Origin of the sequence: Enterobacter cloacae complex sp. 2021EL-01169 (assembly GCF_020733125.1) — a bacterium.
GTDB lineage: Bacteria > Pseudomonadota > Gammaproteobacteria > Enterobacterales > Enterobacteriaceae > Enterobacter > Enterobacter roggenkampii.
This window is the reverse complement of sequence record NZ_JAJFTC010000008.1, coordinates 194,096-217,952: the sequence shown is the minus strand read 5'-3', so window position 1 is coordinate 217,952 and position 23,857 is coordinate 194,096. Positions and strand designations below refer to the sequence as shown.

Here is a 23,857-nt window from a genome sequence, read left to right as displayed (position 1 = left end):
TCAGGGATGAATCATGCAACAACCTGTGGTCTGGCTGGTTGAAGACGAAACCAGTATCGCCGATACGCTGATCTACATGCTTCAGCAGGAAGGATTCGCGGTAAAGGCGTTTGAACGCGGCTTACCCGTGTTGGAGGAGGCGCGGCGGCAGGTTCCGGCGCTCGCCATTCTGGATGTCGGACTGCCCGACATCAGCGGGTTTGAGCTTTGCCGTCGGCTGCTGGCGCAGCATCCCTCGCTGCCTGTGCTGTTTCTGACGGCGCGCAGTGATGAAGTCGATAAGCTGCTTGGCCTGGAAATGGGCGCTGATGACTACGTTGCGAAACCTTTCTCCCCTCGTGAAGTCTGCGCCCGGGTGCGGACGATTTTGAGGCGCATGCAAAAATCCGCTGCACCGTCAGAAACGTTGCGTATCGGGCAGTTTGAACTGAACGAACCTGCCGCGCGAATCAGCTGGTGCGGGGAAGCACTGCCCTTGACCCGCTACGAATTCTTGCTGCTCAAAACCTTGTTACAGGCACCCGGGCGGGTCTTTTCGCGTCAGCAGCTCATGGACAAGGTATGGGGTGAAGACGGCGACAGCTTCGATCGTACCGTGGACACCCACATCAAAACCCTGCGCGCCAAGCTGCGGGCGGTGAACGAGGAACTGTCCCCCATCAGCACCCATCGCGGTATGGGCTACAGTCTGGGCCTTTACTGATGCGCATTGGGATGCGGTTGTTGCTGGGATACTTCCTCATCGTGGCCATTGCCGCGTGGTTTGTGCTGTCGATCTTTGTTCAGGAAGTGAAGCCCGGCGTGCGCAGGGCAACCGAGGGCACGTTAATCGATACCGCGACCCTGTTGGCCGAAATCGGACGTGATGATTTGCTTTCGGGTCATGCGCAGCAGGGCAAGCTGGCACAGGCCTTTTCCCAGCTTCATCAGCGCCCTTTCCGCGCCAATATCGGCGGGATCCATAAAGTGCGTAACGAGTATCACGTCTACATGACCGATGCGCAGGGCCGCGTCGTGTTTGATTCCGCCGGTCTGGCCGTGGGGCAAGATTACTCGCGCTGGAACGATGTCTGGCTGACGCTTCGCGGCGAATACGGCGCGCGCAGTACCCAGAGCCATCCCGACGATCCGGAGAGCACGGTGATGTATGTTGCCGCGCCGGTTGTGGATCAGGGCAAGATTATCGGCGTGCTGTCCGTGGGGAAACCGAACAGCGCGATGGCGCCGGTGATTCACCGCAGCGAGCGACGGATACTGTGGGCAGGCGGTGCGCTGCTCGGCATTGCCCTGCTGATTGGCTTGGCGGTGGCGTGGTGGATCAATCGATCTATCGGTACGTTATCGCGCTATGCCGACTCGGTAACCACCGATACGCCTCTCCCATTGCCTAATCCAGGCAGTAGCGAGCTGCAAAAGCTGGCACAGGCGCTGGAAAATATGCGTATTCGCCTTGAAGGAAAAAACTACATTGAACGCTATGTCCATGCGCTGACCCATGAGCTGAAAAGCCCCATCGCCGCTATACGCGGCGCGGCAGAAATTCTCTCCGAGCAGCCGCCGCCGCAGGTTGCCACGCGGTTTATCGATAATATTCTGGTGCAAAATGCGCGCATGCAGTCGCTGGTTGAAAAGCTGCTCACTCAGGCGCGGCTTGAAAATCGTGTCGAGATTACGCCTGATGCTGTCAGCGTTGACTCGCTCTTCACTCGGCTTGCAGACGCGCGAGCGACGCTGTTGGCAGCGAAAGAAATTGTGCTGACCCTTCAGCCGACATCGCTTTACGTGGCGGGCGATCCCGACCTTCTCGAACAGGCGCTCGGCAATTTGCTGGATAACGCTATCGATTTCACCCCGCAGGGTGGCGCCATTGCGCTGGCGGCCCGTGAAGATCGCAGGCAGGTAGAGCTGATCGTCACCGACAGCGGAAGCGGGATCCCGGATTACGCGCTGGAGCGTATTTTTGAGCGCTTTTATTCCCTTCCGCGCGAGAACGGGTTAAAGAGCAGCGGGCTCGGGCTGGCGTTTGTTCAGGAGGTGGCGCGTCTGCATCAGGGAGAGATTACATTGCGTAATCGTGATGAAGGTGGCGTGATGGCCACGCTGAGACTTCACCGTCCCTTCACATAACTTCAAACTGGCCCCACATAGCCTGGTTACGCTCTCCTCATCACAAAGGAGACGTAATGATGAAATCCCCCCTGTTCTGGAAAGTTAGCACCCTGCTGGGGTGCATCCTGCTGCTGTTAGTCCCGCTTTTTATGGTCAGTAACCTGATATCAGAGCGAGAGAGCTACCGCAATGATGTTGAAAATACGCTGCGTCAGAGTACCAGCGGGCCGCAAAAACTGGTCGGGCCGCTGATTGCTATCCCGGTAACGGAGATTTTTTACAAGGTAGAGGATGAGAAGAAAGTCGAGTACAAGAAAAGCTATATGCATTTTATTCTGCCGGAGTCACTGGTTGTTGAAGGTAGCCAGCACGTTGAGTCCCGAAATATCGGGATCTATGACGGACAAATCTGGAACACTGATCTCAGGATAAAAGTGCGGTTCAGCACCGAGAAAATGGCGCAGCTTAAAGGGGAAACGATGACCCTTGGGCAACCGTTTATCGTTGTCGGCGTGGGGGATGCGCGGGGCATTGGCACGGTGAACGTCTCCAGTATCAACGGTGAGACGCTGGGCGTAGAGCCGGGTTCAGGCGTGTATGGGGGGCTTTCCGGGATTCATATCCCGCTGACTGACAAAACGCTGGAGTCAAAAACGTTTGCCCTGGAGATGTCCCTGAATCTGGCCGGAACGGGGAGTTTTGCCGTGGTTCCTGTGGGACGCAACAGTGAAATGATGCTCAACAGCAACTGGCCACATCCGGGCTTTATGGGTAACTATCTGCCGGTAAAGCATAAAATTGGTGATTCTGGCTTTCAGGCGAACTGGCAGAGCAGCTGGTTTGCGAACAATCTTGAGAGCTGGTTTAACGGCAGTGAATCGCCAGAGTGGGAATCAATCCCTGCTTTTAGCGTTACGGTAGCCACGCCCGCCGATCAGTATCAACTGACTGACCGGGCGATAAAGTACGCTATTTTACTGATTGCGCTGACGTTTATGGCCTTCTTTGTTTTCGAAACTCTGACCGGGCTGCGCCTGCACCCGATGCAGTATCTGCTGGTGGGGCTGTCGCTGGTGCTGTTCTATCTGGTGCTGTTGGCGCTGTCAGAACACGTCGGCTTTACGCCAGCTTGGGTTGTTGCAAGTCTGGTTGGCGCGGCGATGAACGGGATGTACCTGCGGGCTGTGCTGAAAAGCTGGAAGCGTAGCGGGCTGTTCGTGCTGGCCCTGCTGGGGCTGGACGTGGTGATGTGGTTCTTGCTGCGCTCGGAGGATAGCGCGCTGCTGTTGGGGTCAGCGGTGCTGGCGCTGGCACTGTTCGCCGTGATGTACCTGACCCGACATCTCGACTGGTATTCACTTTCACAGCCGAAGCGGCCTGAGCCACCTGCATCGCCGGATGACGATACGATGCGGATCTGGAAATAAAAAAAACGGCGCAAATGCGCCGTTTTTTAATGCGTTAACTGCGGGATTACTCCTGCAGGTCACCGCAGAAACGGTACCCTTCGCCGTGGATCGTGGCGATGATTTCCGGCGTATCTGGCGTAGATTCGAAGTGCTTACGAATACGACGGATGGTGACGTCTACGGTACGGTCGTGCGGCTTCAGCTCACGGCCGGTCATTTTCTTCAGCAGCTCTGCACGGGACTGGATCTTGCCCGGGTTTTCGCAGAAGTGCAGCATCGCGCGGAATTCACTGCGCGGCAGTTTATACTGCTCGCCGTTCGGGCTAATCAGCGAACGGCTATTGATATCAAGTTCCCAGCCGTTGAATTTGTAGCTATCGACGCTACGACGCTCTTCGCTGACCGTGCCCAGGTTCATGGTGCGGGACAGCAGGTTGCGTGCACGAATGGTTAACTCGCGAGGGTTGAACGGCTTGGTGATGTAATCATCCGCACCGATTTCCAGGCCAAGAATTTTATCAACTTCGTTGTCACGGCCCGTCAGGAACATTAACGCGACGTTCGCCTGCTCGCGCAGTTCGCGCGCCAGAAGAAGACCGTTTTTGCCCGGCAGGTTAATATCCATGATCACCAGGTTGATATCATTTTCAGAAAGGATCTGATGCATCTCTGCGCCATCGGTCGCTTCAAAGACATCGTAGCCTTCTGCTTCGAAAATGCTCTTTAACGTGTTGCGTGTTACCAACTCGTCTTCAACGATAAGAATGTGCGGGGTCTGCATGTTTGCTACCTAAATTGCCAACTAAATCGAAACAGGAAGTACAAAAGTCCCTGACCTGCCTGATGCATGTCGCAAATTAACATGATCGGCTTAACGTGACTAAAGTACGTAATTGCGTTCTTGATGCACTTTCCATCAACGTCAACAACATCATTAGCTTGGTCTTGGGTACTTTCCCTTTGGACCCGACAGTGTCAAAAACGGCTGTCATCCTAACCATTTTAACAGCAACATAACAGGCTAAGTGACACCAGACACCCAATAAAACTACGCTTCGTTGACATATATCAAGTTCAATTGTAGCACGTTAACAGTTTGATGAAATCATCGTAGCCGAATGCTAGCCTTTGTCACAATTTTTCAATAAACCAACTAGTTGCGGACATTGATTTATAAACGAAGCGAATCCAATCAGAATAGAGTATTCATGTCACTATTATCATTATAAAACATAGGGATAATAGTGTTCTGTTAACATTCTAACTGATTGTTCAGACACAGAATAGTTTAGCGTTTTTAATTTGTTATGAAACGCTATTTCGGTGATTTGTGTTGCAATTTTGTAAATTCGCGCTGCGTAATATGTTGAAGTGCATCACATTTTTACCGGCTAACTGATTAAAAAGAGAGCATAAATGCATCTGTCGATTGTACTGGTTGCACCAGCCAGAGCAGAAAATATAGGCGCAGCGGCGCGTGCGATGAAGACCATGGGTTTTACCGATTTACGTATTGTGGACAGCACGGCCCATCTGGAGCCAGCCGCCCGGTGGGTGGCGCACGGTTCGGGAGATATTCTCGATAATATAACCACTTATGCTACGCTTGCCGACGCGCTGCATGACATTTCGTTTACCGTTGCAACCACCGCGCGCAGCCGGGCGAAGTTCCACTATTACGCCACGCCTGCTGAACTGGTACCCATGCTCGAAGAGAAAAGCCAGTGGCTGGAGAAAGCCGCGCTGGTATTTGGACGTGAAGATTCCGGATTAACCAACGAAGAGCTGGAATTGGCGGACGTTCTTACCGGTGCGCCGATGGTGGCCGATTATCCTTCCCTGAATTTGGGCCAGGCGGTCATGGTCTATTGCTATCAATTAGCCTCCCTAATGCAAATCCCTCAACCTCAGCCACAAGCGGCAAATGAAAATCAGCTGGCCGCGCTGCGAACTCGCGTGCAGGGGCTGTTATCGAGCCTTGGCGTCGCGGACGATCAGAAAATGGCCGACTGGCTGCAGCAGCGTCTTGGTCGTCTTGAGCAACGGGACACCGCCATGTTGCACCGTTTGCTGCACGATATTGAAAAAAAATTGACCGAGTAAAATACTGCCATAAGTTTTTATTATGGCGAATAAGTCTGTCTGAACGGGTTGCGTTTGGGGGAATTGGATGAAAATAAAGCGGTACGCAGCGGGACGTGAGAGTCTTCCGAAATGTGATCAAATTAAAAATCCATTGACTTAAGGGGCCCGATCCTTTAACCCTAAAAGAATACAGCACAGACAGATAATAATGACAGAGTACACAACATCCATGAAACGCATCAGCATCACCACCATTACCACAACCATCATCATTACCACAGGTAACGATGCGGGCTGACGCGTACAGGAAAAACAGAAAAAAGCCCGCACCTGAACAGTGCGGGCTTTTTTTTCGGCTAAAGGAAACGAGGTAGAACCATGCGAGTGTTGAAGTTCGGCGGTACATCAGTGGCAAATGCAGAACGTTTTCTGCGTGTTGCCGATATCCTGGAAAGCAACGCCAGGCAGGGGCAGGTTGCGACCGTGCTCTCTGCCCCGGCAAAAATCACGAACCATCTGGTGGCGATGATTGAAAAAACCATCGGTGGCCAGGATGCACTTCCGAACATCAGCGACGCAGAGCGTATCTTCGCTGACTTACTGCAAGGCCTGGCAGAAGCGCTGCCTGGCTTCCCGCATGCGCAGCTGAAGTCTTTTGTTGAACAAGAATTCGCGCAAATTAAACATGTCCTGCACGGCATCAGCCTTCTCGGCCAGTGCCCGGACAGCATCAACGCGGCGCTGATTTGTCGCGGTGAAAAACTCTCTATCGCCATCATGGCCGGCGTGCTGGAAGCGCGCGGCCATAGCGTGACCGTGATCGATCCCGTTGAAAAACTGCTGGCGGTGGGCCACTACCTCGAATCCACCGTTGATATTGCCGAATCCACCCGCCGTATCGCCGCCAGCAAAATTCCCGCTGACCACATGATCCTGATGGCAGGCTTCACCGCCGGTAACGAGAAGGGCGAGCTGGTGGTGCTGGGCCGTAACGGTTCCGACTACTCCGCCGCCGTGCTGGCCGCCTGTTTACGCGCGGACTGTTGTGAGATCTGGACTGATGTTGACGGCGTGTATACCTGCGATCCGCGCCAGGTACCGGACGCCAGGCTACTGAAGTCGATGTCGTACCAGGAAGCGATGGAGCTTTCCTACTTCGGCGCCAAAGTACTTCACCCGCGTACCATCTCCCCGATTGCCCAGTTCCAAATCCCTTGCCTGATTAAAAACACCGGTAACCCGCAGGCGCCGGGTACGCTGATTGGCGCGAGTACCGATGAGGACGGACTGCCGGTGAAAGGCATCTCCAACCTGAACAACATGGCGATGTTCAGCGTCTCGGGTCCGGGGATGAAAGGGATGGTCGGCATGGCGGCACGCGTGTTTGCGGCCATGTCCCGCAACGGTATTTCGGTGGTGCTGATCACCCAGTCTTCCTCCGAGTACAGCATCAGCTTCTGCGTGCCGCAGGCTGACTGCCTTCGTGCTCGCCGCGCGCTGGAGGAAGAGTTCTATCTGGAGCTGAAAGAAGAATTGCTGGAGCCGCTCGCGATTCAGGAGCGTCTGGCGATCATCTCCGTGGTGGGCGACGGTATGCGCACCCTGCGCGGTATCTCCGCCAAATTCTTTGCCGCGCTGGCGCGCGCCAATATCAATATCGTGGCGATTGCCCAGGGCTCGTCAGAGCGTTCAATTTCTGTTGTTGTGGATAACGACGATGCCACCACCGGCGTTCGTGTGGTTCACCAGATGCTGTTCAACACCGATCAGGTCATCGAGCTGTTCCTGATTGGCGTGGGCGGCGTCGGCGGCGCGCTGCTGGAGCAGGTGAAGCGTCAGCAGGAATGGCTTAAGAAGAAACACATCGACCTGCGCGTCTGCGGGATCGCGAATTCCAGAGCGCTGCTGACCAACGTCCACGGCCTGAACCTGGAAAACTGGCAGGCCGAGATGAATGAGGCAAAAGAGCCGTTCAACCTGGGTCGGCTGATCCGTCTGGTAAAAGAGTATCATCTGCTTAACCCGGTGATCGTTGACTGTACCTCGAACCAGGCGGTGGCCGACCAGTACGCCGATTTCCTGCGCGAAGGTTTCCACGTGGTGACGCCGAACAAAAAGGCCAACACCTCGTCGATGGATTACTATCACCAGCTGCGTCTGGCAGCGAGCAAGTCGCGCCGCAAGTTCCTCTACGACACCAACGTGGGGGCAGGCCTGCCGGTTATCGAGAACCTGCAGAACCTGCTTAACGCGGGCGATGAGCTGCAGCGTTTCTCCGGCATTCTCTCCGGCTCGCTGTCGTTTATCTTCGGCAAGCTGGATGAGGGAATGAGCCTCTCGGAGGCCACCCGCGCCGCGCGTGAGCTGGGCTATACCGAGCCGGATCCGCGTGACGACCTTTCCGGTATGGACGTGGCGCGCAAGCTGCTGATCCTCGCGCGCGAAACGGGCCGTGAGCTTGAGCTTTCCGATATTGTGATTGAGCCGGTCCTGCCGGCAGAATTTGACAGCAGCGGTGACGTCAGCGCCTTTATGGCCAGGCTGCCGCAGCTTGACGACGCGTTTGCCGCCCGCGTGGCGAAAGCCCGTGATGAAGGTAAGGTATTGCGCTATGTTGGCAACATTGAAGAAGATGGCGTGTGCCGGGTGAAGATTGCCGAAGTGGATGGCAACGACCCGCTGTACAAAGTCAAAAACGGCGAAAACGCCCTCGCGTTTTACAGCCACTATTATCAGCCACTGCCGCTGGTGCTTCGCGGCTATGGCGCAGGGAACGATGTTACGGCGGCGGGTGTCTTTGCCGATCTGCTGCGTACCCTGTCATGGAAGTTAGGAGTTTAACATGGTCAAAGTTTATGCCCCGGCTTCCAGCGCGAATATGAGCGTCGGATTTGACGTGCTGGGTGCGGCGGTAACGCCGGTGGACGGTTCGCTGCTGGGCGATACGGTGACGGTGGAAGCGGCAGACAGCTTCAGCCTGAATAACGTGGGTCGCTTCGCCAGCAAACTGCCGTCTGAGCCACGCGAGAATATCGTCTATCAGTGCTGGGAGCGTTTCTGTCAGGAGATCGGTAAAAACGTGCCGGTCGCCATGACGCTGGAAAAAAGTATGCCGATTGGCTCCGGGCTGGGTTCCAGCGCCTGCTCGGTGGTCGCCGCGCTGGTGGCGATGAACGAGCACTGCGGCAAGCCGCTGAACAACAACCGCCTGCTTGCCTTAATGGGCGAGCTGGAAGGGCGTATCTCCGGCAGCATTCATTATGACAACGTCGCGCCATGCTTCCTCGGCGGCATGCAGCTGATGATCGAAGAAAATGGCATCATCAGCCAGCAGGTGCCAGGGTTTGATGAGTGGCTGTGGGTGCTGGCCTATCCGGGTATCAAGGTATCAACCGCGGAAGCGCGTGCGATCCTGCCCGCGCAGTATCGCCGTCAGGTCTGTATCGCCCACGGGCGTCATCTGGCGGGCTTTATCCACGCCTGCTACACCCGTCAGCCGCAGCTGGCGGCCAAACTGATGAAGGACGTCATTGCCGAGCCGTACCGCACGAAGCTGCTGCCCGGCTTTAACGAGGCGCGACAGGCGTCCATGGATATCGGCGCGCAGGCGTGCGGCATCTCCGGCTCCGGCCCGACGCTGTTCGCCCTGTGCGACAAGCCTGACACTGCGCAGCGCGTGGCGGACTGGCTCTCTAAACACTACCTGCAAAATCAGGAAGGCTTTGTTCATATTTGCCGTCTGGACACGGCTGGCGCACGAGTACTGGGATAATTAATGAAACTCTACAACCTTAAAGATCATAACGAGCAGGTCAGCTTCGCGCAGGCGGTGACTCAGGGACTGGGCAAAAATCAGGGGCTGTTTTTCCCTCATGACCTGCCGGAATTCCAGCTGACCGAGATTGATGACCTGCTGAAGCAGGATTTTGTCACCCGCAGCACCAAAATTCTGTCCGCGTTTATCGGGGATGAAATTCCGCAGGAGCTGCTGGAAGAGCGCGTACGCGCGGCATTCGCCTTCCCGGCGCCGGTTCAGCAGGTTGAGCCTGATGTTGGCTGCCTGGAGCTGTTCCACGGTCCGACGCTGGCGTTCAAAGACTTCGGCGGCCGCTTTATGGCGCAGATGCTGACCCACATCAGTGGCGACAAGCCGGTGACCATCCTGACCGCGACCTCCGGGGATACCGGCGCGGCGGTCGCCCACGCGTTCTACGGCCTGAAAAACGTCCGCGTGGTGATCCTCTATCCGAAAGGTAAAATCAGCCCGCTGCAGGAGAAACTGTTCTGCACCCTCGGCGGCAACATTGAAACCGTGGCAATTGACGGCGATTTCGATGCCTGCCAGGCGCTGGTCAAGCAGGCCTTCGACGACGAAGAGCTGAAGGTGGCGCTGGGTCTGAACTCCGCCAACTCCATCAACATCAGCCGTCTGCTGGCGCAGATCTGCTACTACTTCGAAGCGGTGGCGCAGCTGCCGCAGGAAGCGCGTAACCAGCTGGTGATCTCCGTGCCGAGCGGTAACTTCGGTGACCTGACGGCTGGCCTGCTGGCGAAATCCCTGGGTCTGCCGGTGAAACGCTTTATCGCCGCCACCAACGCTAACGACACCGTGCCGCGCTTCCTGAAAGACGGTAAGTGGGCGCCGAACGCCACGCAGGCGACGCTCTCCAATGCGATGGATGTGTCTCAGCCGAACAACTGGCCGCGGGTGGAAGAGCTGTTCCGCCGTAAGATCTGGCGTCTGGGCGACCTGGGCTATGCTGCGGTGACGGATGAAACCACCAAATCCACCATGCGCGAGCTGAAGGCGGTGGGGTATACCTCTGAACCGCACGCGGCGATTGCTTACCGCGCGCTGCGCGACCAGCTTAACCCAGGTGAATACGGCCTGTTCCTGGGGACCGCACATCCGGCGAAGTTCAAAGAGAGCGTGGAGGCGATCCTGGGCGAAACGCTGCCGCTGCCGAAAGAACTGGCCGAGCGTGCCGACCTGCCGCTGCTGTCCCATGACCTGCCGGCGGACTTTGCGGCGCTGCGTAAGCTGATGATGACCCGCGCGTGATTTTTGTCGGGTGCGGCTACGCCTTACCCGACCTACAACTGATGATGACGCGTGCGTGATTGTGTTGCCCGGTGGCGGCTTCGCCTTACCGGGCCTACAAAGACGAACAAATCGTAGGCCGGGTAAGCGAAGCGCCACCCGGCTTTTTTTGTGAAGAAATTAAGGAGAAAAATAGCAGGGAAAAAGCAGAAATTCCCAATAAATGCGGTCACTTAGCGTTTAGGATTGCAGAGAATAACATCCCCCGTTCCCCTCGCGTACTCTCCTTACATCGGCCCACGTTGGGCAACGATAATAAGGAGTCACCGATGTCAAAACTGAAACCTGCGCTGATTGCGCTTTCACTGATGCTGGTCGCTCCCATGGCGGTTCAGGCATCTGAAATTACCCTCGTACCTGCGGTCAAACTGCAGATTGGCGACCGGGATAATAACGGGCACTACTGGGACGGTGGCCGCTGGCGCGACCATGACTGGTGGAAGGCGCATTATGACTGGCGCGATAACCGCTGGCGTCCTCACGATGAGCATCGCGAGCGTGACCATCATCATGACGATCATCGTCCAGGTCCGGACTGGAAACACCACTAATGCAAAACCCCGCCAGCCGGCGGGGTTTGTTTTTACTGCTCGTGGCGCTTAAACACCAGTTCGCCTTTCCCTGACGACGCCTCGTCAAAGAAATAGCCTTCGCTGTTGAAGGCGGTTAGCTGCTCCGGCTTCGTCAGGCGGTTCTGAATGATGTAGCGGCTCATCAGACCGCGCGCTTTCTTGGCGTAGAAGCTGATCACTTTGAACTTGCCGTTTTTCTCGTCGAGGAATACCGGCTTGATGATGTCGGCATCCAGTTTTTTCGGCTTCACCGACTTGTAGTATTCATCGGATGCCAGGTTAATCACCACGTTATCGCCCTGCGCGCGCAGCGCCGCATTCAGCTTATCGGTAATGATATCGCCCCAGAAATGGTACAGATCTTTGCCTTTGGCATTCTCCAGGCGAATCCCCATCTCCAGACGATAAGGTTGCATCAGATCCAGCGGTCGCAGTACGCCGTACAGGCCCGACAGCATACGCAGATGCTGCTGGGCAAAATCAAAATCGGCTTCGCTAAAATCTTCCGCCTGCAGGCCGGTGTACACATCGCCTTTAAACGCCAGAATCGCCTGGCGAGCGTTGGCAGGGGTGAAATCCGGGTGCCACTCGTGAAAGCGGGTCGCGTTCAAATCGGCCAGCTTGTCGCTGATGCTCATCAGCGAGGCGATTTGCGGCGCAGAGAGCTTACGCGCTTCGCGGATCAGCTGTTGCGAATAGTCCAGCAGTTCAGGCTGGGTATAGCGCTCGGTGGCGAGCGGGCTCTGGTAGTCGAGCGTTTTTGCAGGTGAAATCAGAATCAGCATATCCAGTCCTTGCAGGAAATTTAGAGCGACTTTAGCAAAAAATCGCCCTGAATTGATCGATAGCTGTTATTGCCGTGGCAAATCATCCCACGTGCCGGGGGCAAGCTGCGCCTTGATATCGGGATAGCGGGCGGGATCAAAGACCGGCGGAACGCCGAGTTTGCGCTGGCGCAGATAGTCTCTGGCAATCAGGGTCACCACGGGCGAGAGCAGCAGGATCGCCGTGAGGTTCGTGATTGCCATCAGCGCCATAATGATATCGGCCAGTTGCCAGACCAGCGGCATACTGAGCAGGGAGCCTGCTACCACCATCAGGATAACCCCCAGACGCAGGGTTCCGATCGCGGCGCGGGAGTCGAGTTTCAGGAAAATAAGGTTATTTTCGGCGTAGAGGTAATTCACCACAATCGAGCTGAAGGCAAACAAGATCAGGATGAGCGAGACAAATCCGGCTCCCCAGCCGCCGGTCAGGTTCACCAGCGCCTGCTGGAGAAGCTGTATCCCGACGGTTCCCGACGCGTGCGGTACGGGGCCTGCCAGCAGCAAAATCATGGCGCTGGCGGAACAGATAATAATGGTATCGGTAAAGACGCCAATCATCTGCACAATACCTTGTGCGGCCGGGTGTGGCGGCCAGGAAGAGGCGGCGGCTGCCGCGTTGGGGGTTGACCCCATACCGGCTTCATTGGAGAACATGCCCCGCTGAAAACCCGCCATCAGCGCCTGGCTGAAGGTGTAGCCCAGCGCGCCGGATGCCACTTCGCGCCAGCCAAAGGCGCTTTTGACGATGGTGGCAAGCACGCCCGGCACCTGGTCGAGATGCAGTGCGGCGACGAACAGGCTCGCGGCAACCCAGAGCAGCGCCATAATGGGCACCAGCCACTGCATCAGGCGAGCGATACCCTTGAGACCGAATGAAATGGTAAGCAGAACGATCGAAGCTAAAGCGAGACCCGCGAGCCACTCGGGGCAGGAGAAGGCATAGCGCATGGCATGGGCGACCGAGTTAGCCTGGACGGTATTAAAAATAAGACCGTACGCGAGCAGTAAAAAAAGCGAGAACAGGACGCCCATCCAGCGCATCCCCAGGCCACGCGCCATGTACCAGGCTGGACCACCGCGAAACTGGCCGCGCTTATCTTTCTCTTTGTAGAGTTGCGCAAGCGAACTTTCGGCAAAGGAGGTGGCCATACCGAGAAGTGCCGTCATCCACATCCAGAAGACCGCGCCTGGCCCACCGGCGCTGATGGCCAGTGCTACCCCCGCCAGATTCCCGCTGCCCAGGCGTGCCGCAAGGCTGGTACAGAGCGCCTGAAACGACGTTAATCCGCCCGGCTGGGGCGTGACGCTGTTTTTCAGACTTCTGCCAAACTTGCGAATATAGCGAAACTGGATAAACCCACTGCGTAGCGTAAACCAAATACCTGCTCCCAGAAGCAGGTAAATCATTATCGAACCCCAGAGGACTTCGTTAATAAAGAAAAAGAAATCAGGCATTAACGTCCCTCTTGTTGATGCCAACGTGAATATGTAAGCGCTACCACTGATTGGGCATGCTGTTGCTTAGCAGCCTGTTAATATTCTGAGTTTATCATACTCTGCCTAAGCGCACTGTCTGCGGTTGCGCTACCCCTCCGTCGTGTTATCATCAGGGCAGACCGGTTACATCCCCCTAACAAGTAAACCTGTCATTTTTCCGCTGCAGGCATGCTGTCGGTAGCGTGAATTATCCAGGGCACGTTAAAAGAGAAACACTATCATGACGGATAAATTGACCTCCCTTCGTCAGTTCACCACTGTCGTAGCTGACACCGGAGATATCGCGGCAATGAAGCTGTACCAGCCGCAGGATGCCACAACTAACCCTTCTCTGATCCTTAACGCCGCACAGATCCCTGAGTATCGCAAACTGATTGACGAGGCTGTGACCTGGGCGAAAGCGCAGAGCAACGACCGCGCGCAGCAGGTTGTGGACGCTACTGATAAACTGGCCGTGAACATCGGTCTCGAGATCCTGAAACTGGTTCCGGGCCGTATCTCTACCGAAGTAGACGCACGTCTTTCCTACGACACCGAAGCGTCTATCGCGAAAGCAAAACGTCTGATCAAACTGTACAACGATGCGGGCATCAGCAATGATCGTATCCTGATCAAACTGGCTTCTACCTGGCAGGGTATCCGCGCGGCAGAGCAGCTGGAAAAAGAGGGTATCAACTGTAACCTGACCCTGCTGTTCTCCTTCGCGCAGGCGCGTGCATGTGCAGAAGCTGGCGTATACCTGATTTCTCCGTTCGTGGGCCGTATTCTGGACTGGTACAAAGCCAACACCGATAAGAAAGAGTACGCACCGGCTGAAGATCCAGGCGTGATTTCTGTGACTGAAATCTACGAATACTACAAACAGCATGGCTATGAGACTGTGGTTATGGGCGCAAGCTTCCGTAACGTCGGTGAAATCATCGAGCTGGCTGGCTGTGACCGCCTGACCATCGCGCCAGCGCTGCTGAAAGAGCTGGCAGAAAGCGAAGGCACCCTGGAGCGTAAACTGTCTTACACCGGTGAAGTGAAAGCACGCCCAGAGCGCATCACTGAATCCGAGTTCCTGTGGCAGCACAACCAGGATCCAATGGCGGTAGACAAGCTGGCGGACGGTATCCGTAAGTTTGCTGTTGACCAGGAAAAACTGGAAAAAATGATCGGCGACCTGCTGTAATCATTCCGCGTGACCGGGCTCCCGGTCACGCGACTGCTTTCGTACCCTGTCTGAATTTCCTCTCTGCGTGTATCATTCCCTTTAATCAGTACTCTTTGAATGGAATGGATATGAATACCTTACGCATCGGCTTAGTGTCGATTTCTGACCGCGCCTCCAGCGGTGTTTACCAGGATAAAGGCATCCCCGCTCTGGAAGCGTGGCTGGCCAGTGCACTGACTACCCCGTTTGAGATCCAGACTCGCCTTATTCCCGACGAACAGCCGATTATCGAGCAGACCCTGTGTGAGCTGGTGGATGAGATGAGCTGTCACCTGGTGTTAACCACCGGCGGAACCGGGCCCGCGCGCCGTGATGTGACGCCGGACGCGACGCTGGCGATTGCCGATCGTGAAATGCCGGGCTTCGGCGAACAGATGCGCCAGATCAGTCTACACTTTGTCCCGACGGCCATTCTTTCCCGCCAGGTAGGGGTGATCCGCAAGCAGGCGTTGATTCTAAACCTCCCGGGCCAGCCGAAGTCGATCAAAGAGACGCTGGAAGGGCTAAAAGCGGAAGACGGCAGCGTCATCGTTCACGGCATCTTTGCAAGTGTACCGTATTGTATACAGCTGCTTGACGGCCCGTATGTCGAAACCGATGAGAAAGTGGTAGTAGCTTTTCGTCCTAAAAACGCGCGTCGCGAAACAATCTCCTGAAATTAATCAATATGTGACATAAGCTGAAGCGGCGATAGCGTGGTAACGGTTTTACGGTATAGTAATTTTTTCTTTACGATTGCTGTAAAAATAAATCCACAATACACGCACAATGGTTCGCTATGTCACATAACACCCGACCTCTGAATCGACAGGACTACAAAACCCTCACGCTCGCGGCCTTAGGCGGTGCGCTGGAGTTTTACGATTTCATTATCTTCGTCTTCTTCGCTGCCGTAGTGGGGGAGCTCTTCTTTCCGGCCGATATACCGGAGTGGCTGCGTCAGGTGCAAACCTTCGGCATTTTTGCTGCCGGGTATCTGGCGCGTCCGCTGGGCGGCATTATCATGGCCCACTTTGGCGATCTGGTCGGGCGTAAAAAGATGTTTACCCTCAGCATCCTGCTGATGGCGGTCCCCACGCTGGCCATTGGTCTGCTGCCCACCTATGCCTCGATGGGCATTCTCGCGCCGTTGCTGCTGTTGCTGATGCGCGTGCTTCAGGGCGCGGCGATTGGCGGTGAAGTGCCGGGCGCGTGGGTGTTTGTCGCAGAGCATGTTCCGGCGCGCCGCATTGGTATCGCCTGTGGAACCTTAACCGCGGGGCTGACCATCGGGATCCTGCTCGGCTCGGTGGTCGCCACCATTGTGAATACCAGCATGACGCAGCAGGCCGTACACGACTGGGGCTGGCGTATTCCGTTCCTGCTGGGCGGGGCGTTTGGCCTGGTGGCGATGTACCTGCGCCGCTGGCTGCAGGAGACACCGATTTTCCTCGAAATGCAGCAGCGTAAAGCGCTGGCGCAGGAGCTGCCGGTGAAGGCGGTTGTGGTACGTCATAAAAAGGCGGTGGTGGTGTCGATGCTGCTCACCTGGCTACTCTCGGCCGGGATTGTGGTGGTGATATTGATGTCTCCGGTGTGGCTGCAAAAGCAGTACGGTTTCGCCCCTGCCGTGACGCTACAGGCAAACAGTATCGCGACAATCATGCTCTGCTTTGGCTGTCTGGCCGCCGGGCTGGCGGCAGATCGTTTCGGGGCCAGCGTTACCTTTATTGTCGGCAGCCTGCTACTGGCCGCATCAAGCTGGGCGTTTTACCATCTGGCTGGCAGCCATCCTGAACAGCTGTTCCTGCTGTACGGCGTGGTAGGGCTGTTCGTGGGCGTTGTCGGCGCGGTGCCGTATGTCATGGTGCGCGCATTCCCGCCGGAGGTTCGCTTCACCGGGATCTCATTTTCCTACAACGTGTCGTATGCCATTTTCGGTGGGCTGACGCCGATTGCGGTGACGGTCCTGATGGGCGTGTCTCCCATGGCTCCGGCCTGGTACGTGCTGGCGCTGTCGGTGATGGGGCTGGTATTGGGATTTTGGCTTCGTCAGGCGGGGGGATGTCGTGCCCGCGAGGCGGGCACGACAGAGGGATCAGTGTTTTTCACCAATCGGTAGAACGGTGCGGTCAAACTGCTCGTTCAGCACTTCACCCATTGCCAGGTAGATAGCGCTTGCGCCGCAAACCAGACCAATCCAGCCGGCAACGTGAACGATGCCTTCGTTATCCACCAGGTGACCGATTGCCAGCAGGGCAAACAGCACGGTCAGGCTCAGGAAGACGAACTGCAGCATGCGGTTGCCTTTCAGGGTACCGAAGAACATGAACAGGGTGAAGACGCCCCACAGGCCCAGGTAGACACCCAGGAAGTGGGCGTTTGCCGCGTCTGCCATGCCCATTTTAGGCAGCAGCAGAATGGCGACCAGGGTCAGCCAGAAAGAACCGTAAGAGGTGAAGGCGGTTAAGCCGAAGGTATTGCCTTTCTTATATTCCAGCAGGCCCGCAAAGATTTGCGCGATACCGCCATAAAAAATGCCCATCGCCAGGATGATGCCATCCATCGGGAACATCCCGATATTGTGCAGGTTCAGCAGAATAGTGGTCATGCCAAAACCCATCAGGCCCAGCGGAGCCGGATTAGCCAACTTAGTGTTGCCCATAAGTCCTCAAAAAAATCATCATTAATATGGTGAAATGGTTAAACCCGCGTCAGTTCTCCCTGACGGGGCGCGGCATCATAATGGGCGCAATCGATGGCGTCTATGATCTCATCAGGGTGAAATTAAAATTTTTTTTATGCTTGCCCCTTGATGGATGCCGTCGCGACCCCATCTTGTAGTCAACCGCAGTGTGTGGACCTGAAAAAAATCAAATCTGGGCAGTTGAAAAAGCACGTTCTGCCCTTATTACAGGTACACAACCACATGTTGACTGAATTTTTAGTGGAGACGTTTAGATGGGTAAAATTATTGGTATCGACCTGGGTACTACCAACTCTTGTGTAGCGATTATGGATGGCACTACTGCACGCGTGCTGGAGAACGCCGAGGGCGATCGCACCACGCCTTCTATCATTGCTTATACTCAGGACGGTGAAACTCTGGTTGGTCAGCCGGCTAAACGTCAGGCAGTGACAAACCCGCAAAACACTCTGTTTGCGATTAAACGCCTGATCGGTCGCCGCTTCCAGGACGAAGAAGTTCAGCGTGACGTTTCCATCATGCCTTACAAAATCATCGCGGCAGATAACGGCGATGCATGGCTTGATGTGAAAGGCACCAAAACGGCACCACCGCAGATTTCTGCTGAAGTGCTGAAAAAAATGAAGAAAACCGCTGAAGATTACCTGGGTGAGCCGGTAACTGAAGCTGTTATCACCGTTCCTGCATACTTCAACGATGCTCAGCGTCAGGCAACCAAAGATGCTGGCCGTATCGCAGGTCTGGAAGTAAAACGTATCATCAACGAACCAACCGCGGCTGCTCTGGCTTACGGTCTGGATAAAGAAGTCGGCAACCGTACTATCGCGGTTTACGACCTGGGTGGTGGTACCTTCGATATCTCTATTATCGAAATCGACGAAGTTGACGGCGAAAAAACCTTCGAAGTTCTGGCAACCAACGGTGATACCCACCTGGGTGGTGAAGACTTCGATACCCGTCTGATCAACTACCTCGTTGACGAGTTCAAGAAAGATCAGGGCATTGACCTGCGTAACGATCCGCTGGCTATGCAGCGCCTGAAAGAAGCCGCTGAGAAAGCGAAGATCGAGCTGTCTTCCGCTCAGCAGACCGACGTGAACCTGCCGTACATCACTGCAGACGCGACCGGTCCTAAACACATGAACATCAAAGTGACCCGTGCGAAACTGGAAAGCCTGGTAGAAGACCTGGTGAACCGTTCTATCGAGCCGCTGAAAGTTGCTCTGCAGGACGCTGGCCTGTCCGTGTCTGATATCAACGACGTTATCCTCGTTGGTGGCCAGACCCGTATGCCAATGGTGCAGAAGAAAGTGGCTGAGTTCTTTGGTAAAGAGCCACGTAAAGACGTTAACCCGGACGAAGCAGTGGCTATCGGTGCTGCGGTTCAGGGTGGCGTACTGACCGGTGAAGTGAAAGACGTACTGCTGCTGGACGTTACCCCGCTGTCTCTGGGTATCGAAACCATGGGCGGTGTGATGACTGCGCTCATCAACAAAAACACCACCATCCCAACCAAGCACAGCCAGGTGTTCTCTACCGCTGAAGACAACCAGTCTGCGGTAACCATCCATGTGCTGCAGGGTGAGCGTAAGCGTGCGGCGGATAACAAATCTCTGGGTCAGTTCAACCTGGACGGTATTAACCCGGCACCGCGCGGCATGCCACAGATCGAAGTCACCTTCGACATCGATGCTGACGGTATCCTGCACGTGTCTGCGAAAGACAAAAACAGCGGTAAAGAGCAGAAGATCACCATCAAGGCATCTTCTGGTCTGAACGAAGCGGAAATCGAAAAAATGGTTCGCGATGCCGAAGCTAACGCGGAATCCGACCGTAAGTTCGAAGAGCTGGTTCAGACCCGCAACCAGGGTGACCATCTGCTGCACAGCACCCGTAAGCAGGTTGAAGAAGCAGGCGATAAACTGCCAGCGGAAGACAAGACTGCTATCGAAGCTGCACTGAGTGCGCTGGAATCCTCACTGAAAGGTGAAGATAAAGCGGACATCGAAGCGAAGATGCAGGAACTGGCACAGGCTTCTCAGAAGCTGATGGAAATCGCTCAGCAGCAGCACGCTCAACAGCAGGCGGGCGCTGACGCTTCGGCGAACAATGCAAAAGACGACGACGTTGTCGACGCTGAGTTCGAAGAAGTTAAAGATAAAAAATAATCGCCCTGATGCAGGGTAATTAATCGGCACGGGCGTAGGAGAACTCTCCACGCCCGTGCTCGCATGTTAAGGGGCTTAAAAAAACCAATGGCAAAGCAAGACTATTACGAGATTTTAGGCGTTCCGAAAACTGCGGAAGAGCGTGAAATCAAAAAGGCGTATAAGCGCCTGGCCATGAAATTCCACCCGGACCGTAATCAGGGTGACAAAGAGGCTGAAGCCAAATTTAAAGAGATCAAAGAAGCCTACGAAGTCCTGACCGATGCACAAAAACGTGCAGCCTATGACCAGTACGGTCACGCAGCCTTTGAACAGGGCGGCATGGGCGGCGGTGGATTCGGTGGCGGCGGCTTTGGCGGCGGTGCCGACTTCAGCGATATCTTTGGTGATGTGTTTGGCGACATCTTCGGCGGCGGTCGTGGTCGTCAGCGCGCGGCGCGCGGCGCGGATCTGCGCTACAACATGGATCTGACGCTGGAAGAGGCCGTTCGCGGTGTTACCAAAGAGATCCGTATTCCGACGCTGGAAGAGTGTGACGTCTGCCACGGCAGCGGCGCGAAAGCGGGTACTCAGCCGCAGACCTGTCCAACCTGTCACGGCTCCGGTCAGGTCCAGATGCGTCAGGGCTTCTTCGCGGTACAGCAGGCCTGTCCTCACTGTCACGGTCGCGGTACGCTGATTAAAGATCCGTGCACCAAATGCCACGGCCACGGTCGCGTTGAGAAAACCAAGACACTGTCCGTTAAAATCCCGGCTGGCGTGGATACGGGCGACCGCATCCGTCTGGCGGGTGAGGGTGAAGCTGGCGAACACGGCGCACCGGCAGGCGATCTGTACGTTCAGGTGCAGGTGAAACAGCACGCTATCTTCGAGCGCGAAGGGAATAACCTGTACTGTGAAGTGCCGATCAACTTCGCGATGGCGGCTCTCGGCGGCGAAATCGAAGTGCCGACGCTGGATGGTCGCGTCAATCTGAAGATCCCGGGCGAGACCCAGACCGGTAAGCTGTTCCGCATGCGCGGGAAAGGCGTTAAATCCGTTCGCGGTGGTGCGCAGGGCGACCTGCTGTGCCGCGTCGTCGTGGAAACGCCGGTTGGCCTGAACGATAAGCAGAAACAGCTGCTGAAAGAGTTGCAGGAGAGCTTTGGTGGTCCGACGGGAGAGAAAAACAGCCCGCGCTCCAAAAGCTTCTTCGATGGCGTCAAAAAATTCTTCGATGATTTGACCCGCTAATCCGTTAGCTGGTTTTCATCTTCAAAAAGCCCGGAAGCGATTCCGGGCTTTTTTTATTTACGGTTATTGCTCGGTAAAAGTGAATCTATACTCAATATTAATCTGTTTTTGCCGAGCTATTTGGCTTGGTATTATGGTTTTATCGAGGTATTGTTGTAAAAGAGAGAACTTTAATGAAATTACTACACCGTTTCTTTAGCAGTGAGGCGTCCGGTGGCGTGCTCCTGATTATTGCCGCAGCGGCCGCGATGGTGCTGGCTAATCTTGGCATCACGCGGGATCTCTATCATGCATTTCTGGAAACGCCCGTTGAGCTGAAGGTCGGGGCGCTGGAAATTAACAAGAACATGCTGCTGTGGATCAACGATGCGCTGATGGCGGTGTTCTTCCTGCTGGTGGGGCTTGAAGTTAAGCGTGAGCTGGTGCTGGGCTCGCTTGCCAGCCGCCAGCGCGCGGCGTTCCCGGTCATTGCCGCGCTCGGTGGGATGGTGGTGCCGGCGCTGCTCTTCCTGGCGTTCACCTGGCAGGATCCGGTTGCACGTCACGGCTGGGCGATCCCGGCCGCGACGGATATCGCCTTTGCGCTCGGGGTGCTGGCCTTGCTGGGAAGCCGCGTGCCGGTTGCCCTGAAAATCTTCCTGATGGCGCTGGCGATCATCGATGATCTTGGCGCCATTGTGATTATCGCGCTGTTCTACACCAGCGATCTGTCGATCCTGTCTCTGAGCGTGGCTGCCGGAGCGATTGCGGTACTGGCGCTGCTGAACATCTTTAATGTGCGCCGCATTGGTATCTACATCCTCGTGGGGATGGTGCTGTGGACGGCGGTGCTGAAATCCGGCGTGCACGCCACGCTGGCTGGGGTGATCGTCGGCTTCTTCGTGCCGCTTAAGCCGCAGGACGGCAAGTCGCCGGCCAAACAGCTGGAGCATGTACTGCACCCGTGGGTCGCCTTTATGATCCTGCCCCTGTTTGCGTTTGCCAATGCCGGGGTTTCGCTGGGCGGCGTGACGCTGGACGGGCTGACGTCCGTGCTGCCGCTGGGCATTATTGCCGGTCTGTTTATCGGTAAGCCGCTGGGTATTAGCCTCTTTTGCTGGCTGGCGACGAAACTGAAGCTGGCGTCATTGCCGCACGGCACCACGTTTAAGCAGATTATGGCCGTCGGCGTGCTGTGTGGAATAGGGTTTACGATGTCGATCTTTATCTCGACGCTGGCGTTTGGCGCGCATGCGCCTGAGCTGATCGTCTGGGCGAAACTCGGCATTCTCATCGGGTCATTACTGGCCGCCGTAATTGGTTATACCTTGTTGAAGGTGAAATTGTCCGGACAGGCCGTCCAGGCATAACGGAACACCGGGAGAAGGCGATCCTTCTCCCGAAACACACTCAAGGAGCGAAGACGCGATGTCTCATTTGAATTACAACCATCTTTACTACTTCTGGCACGTCTATAGACAGGGCTCGGTGGTCGGGGCTGCAGAGGCGCTCTACCTGACGCCGCAAACCATTACCGGGCAAATCAAGGCGCTGGAAGAACGTTTGCAGGGCAAGCTGTTCAAGCGTAAGGGGCGCGGGATTGAACCCAGCGAGCTGGGTGAGTTGGTTTTCCGCTACGCGGACAAAATGTTTACCCTTAGCCAGGAGATGCTGGATATCGTCAACTACCGCAAAGAGTCGAACCTGCTCTTTGATGTTGGCGTGGCGGATGCGCTGTCCAAACGGCTGGTGAGCGGCGTGCTGGATGCGGCGGTGGTCGAAGACGAGCAAATCCACCTGCGCTGCTTTGAATCCACTCACGAGATGCTGCTGGAACAGCTGAGCCAGCACAAGCTGGACATGATTATCTCGGATTGTCCGATCGACTCCACGCAGCAGGAAGGGCTGTTCTCGGTGAAAATTGGGGAATGCGGCGTGAGCTTCTGGTGCATTAATCCGCCGCCGGAGAAACCCTTCCCGGCCTGCCTGGAAGAGCGTCGACTGCTGGTGCCGGGAAGGCGTTCCATGCTGGGGCGCAAGCTCCTGAACTGGTTTAACTCGCAGGGGCTGAACGTGGAAATCCTCGGCGAATTTGACGATGCGGCGCTGATGAAAGCCTTTGGTGAAGCGCACAACGCCATCTTCGTTGCGCCAACGCTCTACGCGCACGATCTCTATTCGGACGACAAGATTACGGAGATAGGCAGAGTGGATAACGTGATGGAGGAGTATCACGCCATCTTTGCTGAAAGGATGATTCAGCATCCGGCGGTACAGCGAATCTGTAACCGTGACTACTCGGCGCTGTTTACGCCACCGGCAATCTGAAGATATAAAAAAACCCGCGTTAAGCGGGTTCTTTTAAAACAAGCAACAACAAGCGGCGATTAAGCCAGTTTGTTGATCTGCGCGGTCAGGTTTGCTTTATGACGCGCTGCTTTGTTTTTGTGGATCAGACCTTTAGCAGCCTGACGATCCACGATTGGTTGCATTTCGTTAAATGCGTTCTGCGCAGCAGCTTTGTCGCCAGCTTCGATAGCTGCGTATACTTTCTTGATGAAAGTACGCATCATAGAGCGACGGCTTGCATTGTGCTTACGAGCCTTTTCAGACTGAATAGCACGTTTCTTAGCTGATTTGATATTAGCCAAGGTCCAACTCCCAAATATGATCTATGTGGACAATTCAAAGGCCGAGGAATATGCCCTCTATACCTTCTTTTGTCAATGGATTTGTGCAAATAAGCGCCGTTAATGTGGCGACGCTACGTTACGTAGTGATGGCGCAGGATTCTACCAGCTTGTTGTCCGTGAATACAGCTTTTCGGCATAAAAATCGCAGTTCGCGAGCAGATTTTTTCGCTGCGAAAGGTCAGCCTGATGAAATCATTACGGCTTTCTGTTTTGCACGAACAATCGCCGGTTAACCTTAACCGCTGTACAAGGTATACTTTGGCGATTTTCACTGTTTTGAGC

22 protein-coding genes, 1 pseudogene and 1 other annotated feature are annotated in these 23,857 nt (G+C 55.4%); of the genes and pseudogenes, 18 read left to right on the top strand and 5 right to left on the bottom strand.

Features of this window, described 5'->3' with window-relative positions:
- Nucleotides 1-13: 13 nt before the first annotated feature.
- From creB to creD, 3 genes are read left to right on the top strand one after another with little or no spacing between them, the layout of a single operon-like run.
- On the top strand, nt 14-703 hold the full coding sequence (gene creB / locus LLF79_RS18980) for a two-component system response regulator CreB (RefSeq protein WP_032649878.1): 690 nt from the start codon (nt 14-16) through the stop codon (nt 701-703).
- Nucleotides 703-2,127, top strand: coding sequence for a two-component system sensor histidine kinase CreC (creC, locus tag LLF79_RS18975; RefSeq protein ID WP_227880165.1), 1,425 nt, complete (start codon nt 703-705; stop codon nt 2,125-2,127). Before creB ends, creC begins: the two co-directional genes overlap by 1 nt.
- Before the next feature lie 56 nt (nt 2,128-2,183).
- The gene (gene creD / locus LLF79_RS18970; protein WP_227880163.1) at nt 2,184-3,536 is read left to right on the top strand and encodes a cell envelope integrity protein CreD; all 1,353 of its coding nucleotides are present in this window, start codon (nt 2,184-2,186) and stop codon (nt 3,534-3,536) included.
- Nucleotides 3,537-3,582: 46 nt separating this feature from the next.
- On the opposite strand, the gene arcA is transcribed toward creD, so the two are convergent.
- Entirely contained in the window at nt 3,583-4,299 is a 717-nt protein-coding gene (arcA, locus tag LLF79_RS18965; protein ID WP_003856501.1) for a two-component system response regulator ArcA, read from the bottom strand.
- 95 nt (nt 4,300-4,394) lie between these two features.
- Here arcA and yjjY point away from each other — a divergent pair, with 95 nt between their 5' ends.
- The 7 genes from yjjY (at nt 4,395) to LLF79_RS18930 (ending at nt 11,255) form a co-directional block, all read left to right on the top strand.
- Nucleotides 4,395-4,535: a protein YjjY gene (gene yjjY, locus LLF79_RS18960; RefSeq protein ID WP_085928893.1), complete on the top strand. Its 141-nt coding sequence runs from the start codon at nt 4,395-4,397 to the stop codon at nt 4,533-4,535.
- Nucleotides 4,536-4,934: 399 nt separating this feature from the next.
- On the top strand, nt 4,935-5,621 hold the full coding sequence (locus LLF79_RS18955; RefSeq protein ID WP_032675919.1) for a tRNA/rRNA methyltransferase: 687 nt from the start codon (nt 4,935-4,937) through the stop codon (nt 5,619-5,621).
- A gap of 211 nt (nt 5,622-5,832) precedes the next feature.
- Nucleotides 5,833-5,901: a thr operon leader peptide gene (gene thrL / locus LLF79_RS18950; protein WP_015572623.1), complete on the top strand. Its 69-nt coding sequence runs from the start codon at nt 5,833-5,835 to the stop codon at nt 5,899-5,901.
- Nucleotides 5,840-5,957: a sequence feature (Thr leader region), on the top strand. Its footprint overlaps the gene before it by 62 nt.
- A 24-nt stretch (nt 5,958-5,981) precedes the next feature.
- Nucleotides 5,982-8,444: a bifunctional aspartate kinase/homoserine dehydrogenase I gene (gene thrA, locus LLF79_RS18945; RefSeq protein ID WP_008502052.1), complete on the top strand. Its 2,463-nt coding sequence runs from the start codon at nt 5,982-5,984 to the stop codon at nt 8,442-8,444.
- Nucleotide 8,445: 1 nt separating this feature from the next.
- Nucleotides 8,446-9,375: a homoserine kinase gene (gene thrB / locus LLF79_RS18940; protein ID WP_227880162.1), complete on the top strand. Its 930-nt coding sequence runs from the start codon at nt 8,446-8,448 to the stop codon at nt 9,373-9,375.
- A gap of 3 nt (nt 9,376-9,378) precedes the next feature.
- Complete coding sequence (thrC, locus tag LLF79_RS18935) at nt 9,379-10,665, top strand: threonine synthase (RefSeq protein ID WP_135345810.1); 1,287 nt, start codon at nt 9,379-9,381, stop codon at nt 10,663-10,665.
- 308 nt (nt 10,666-10,973) lie between these two features.
- Nucleotides 10,974-11,255, top strand: coding sequence for a DUF2502 domain-containing protein (locus LLF79_RS18930; protein WP_023293318.1), 282 nt, complete (start codon nt 10,974-10,976; stop codon nt 11,253-11,255).
- Between the two features lie 32 nt (nt 11,256-11,287).
- Here the strand turns inward: LLF79_RS18930 and yaaA are convergent, their stop codons facing one another.
- Together yaaA and LLF79_RS18920 are read right to left on the bottom strand one after the other, a co-directional pair.
- Complete coding sequence (gene yaaA, locus LLF79_RS18925) at nt 11,288-12,061, bottom strand: peroxide stress protein YaaA (RefSeq protein ID WP_008502047.1); 774 nt, start codon at nt 12,059-12,061, stop codon at nt 11,288-11,290.
- A 66-nt stretch (nt 12,062-12,127) separates the two neighbouring features.
- Nucleotides 12,128-13,558 (bottom strand): sodium:alanine symporter family protein, encoded by a 1,431-nt coding sequence (locus LLF79_RS18920; protein ID WP_045415575.1) that lies wholly within the window; start codon nt 13,556-13,558, stop codon nt 12,128-12,130.
- Between the two features lie 262 nt (nt 13,559-13,820).
- On the opposite strand from LLF79_RS18920, the gene tal reads away from it, so the two are divergent.
- The 3 genes from tal (at nt 13,821) to LLF79_RS18905 (ending at nt 16,917) form a co-directional block, all read left to right on the top strand.
- Nucleotides 13,821-14,774, top strand: coding sequence for a transaldolase (tal, locus tag LLF79_RS18915; RefSeq protein ID WP_008502045.1), 954 nt, complete (start codon nt 13,821-13,823; stop codon nt 14,772-14,774).
- A 110-nt stretch (nt 14,775-14,884) separates the two neighbouring features.
- Nucleotides 14,885-15,472, top strand: a complete 588-nt coding sequence (gene mog / locus LLF79_RS18910; protein ID WP_227880161.1) for a molybdopterin adenylyltransferase — start codon at nt 14,885-14,887, stop codon at nt 15,470-15,472.
- 122 nt (nt 15,473-15,594) lie between these two features.
- A complete protein-coding gene (locus LLF79_RS18905; protein ID WP_227880159.1) occupies nt 15,595-16,917 on the top strand; it encodes an MFS transporter in 1,323 nt (440 codons plus the stop codon).
- On the opposite strand, the gene satP is transcribed toward LLF79_RS18905, so the two are convergent.
- Nucleotides 16,894-17,460 (bottom strand): acetate uptake transporter, encoded by a 567-nt coding sequence (satP, locus tag LLF79_RS18900; protein ID WP_008502042.1) that lies wholly within the window; start codon nt 17,458-17,460, stop codon nt 16,894-16,896. The two genes, LLF79_RS18905 and satP, sit on opposite strands and share 24 nt — an antisense overlap.
- A gap of 296 nt (nt 17,461-17,756) precedes the next feature.
- Here satP and dnaK point away from each other — a divergent pair, with 296 nt between their 5' ends.
- The 4 genes from dnaK (at nt 17,757) to nhaR (ending at nt 23,210) form a co-directional block, all read left to right on the top strand.
- Entirely contained in the window at nt 17,757-19,670 is a 1,914-nt protein-coding gene (gene dnaK / locus LLF79_RS18895; RefSeq protein ID WP_008502041.1) for a molecular chaperone DnaK, read from the top strand.
- A gap of 87 nt (nt 19,671-19,757) precedes the next feature.
- Entirely contained in the window at nt 19,758-20,903 is a 1,146-nt protein-coding gene (gene dnaJ / locus LLF79_RS18890) for a molecular chaperone DnaJ (protein ID WP_008502040.1), read from the top strand.
- Nucleotides 20,904-21,076: 173 nt separating this feature from the next.
- Nucleotides 21,077-22,252, top strand: coding sequence for a Na+/H+ antiporter NhaA (gene nhaA / locus LLF79_RS18885; protein WP_023326672.1), 1,176 nt, complete (start codon nt 21,077-21,079; stop codon nt 22,250-22,252).
- A gap of 58 nt (nt 22,253-22,310) precedes the next feature.
- Complete coding sequence (nhaR, locus tag LLF79_RS18880; RefSeq protein ID WP_008502038.1) at nt 22,311-23,210, top strand: transcriptional activator NhaR; 900 nt, start codon at nt 22,311-22,313, stop codon at nt 23,208-23,210.
- Between the two features lie 59 nt (nt 23,211-23,269).
- On the opposite strand, the gene rpsT is transcribed toward nhaR, so the two are convergent.
- Entirely contained in the window at nt 23,270-23,533 is a 264-nt protein-coding gene (gene rpsT / locus LLF79_RS18875; protein WP_008502037.1) for a 30S ribosomal protein S20, read from the bottom strand.
- A gap of 115 nt (nt 23,534-23,648) precedes the next feature.
- Here rpsT and LLF79_RS18870 point away from each other — a divergent pair.
- Nucleotides 23,649-23,855, top strand: a pseudogene (locus LLF79_RS18870) (DUF2575 domain-containing protein); the annotation flags it as partial.
- Between the last annotated feature and the right edge of the window lie 2 nt (nt 23,856-23,857).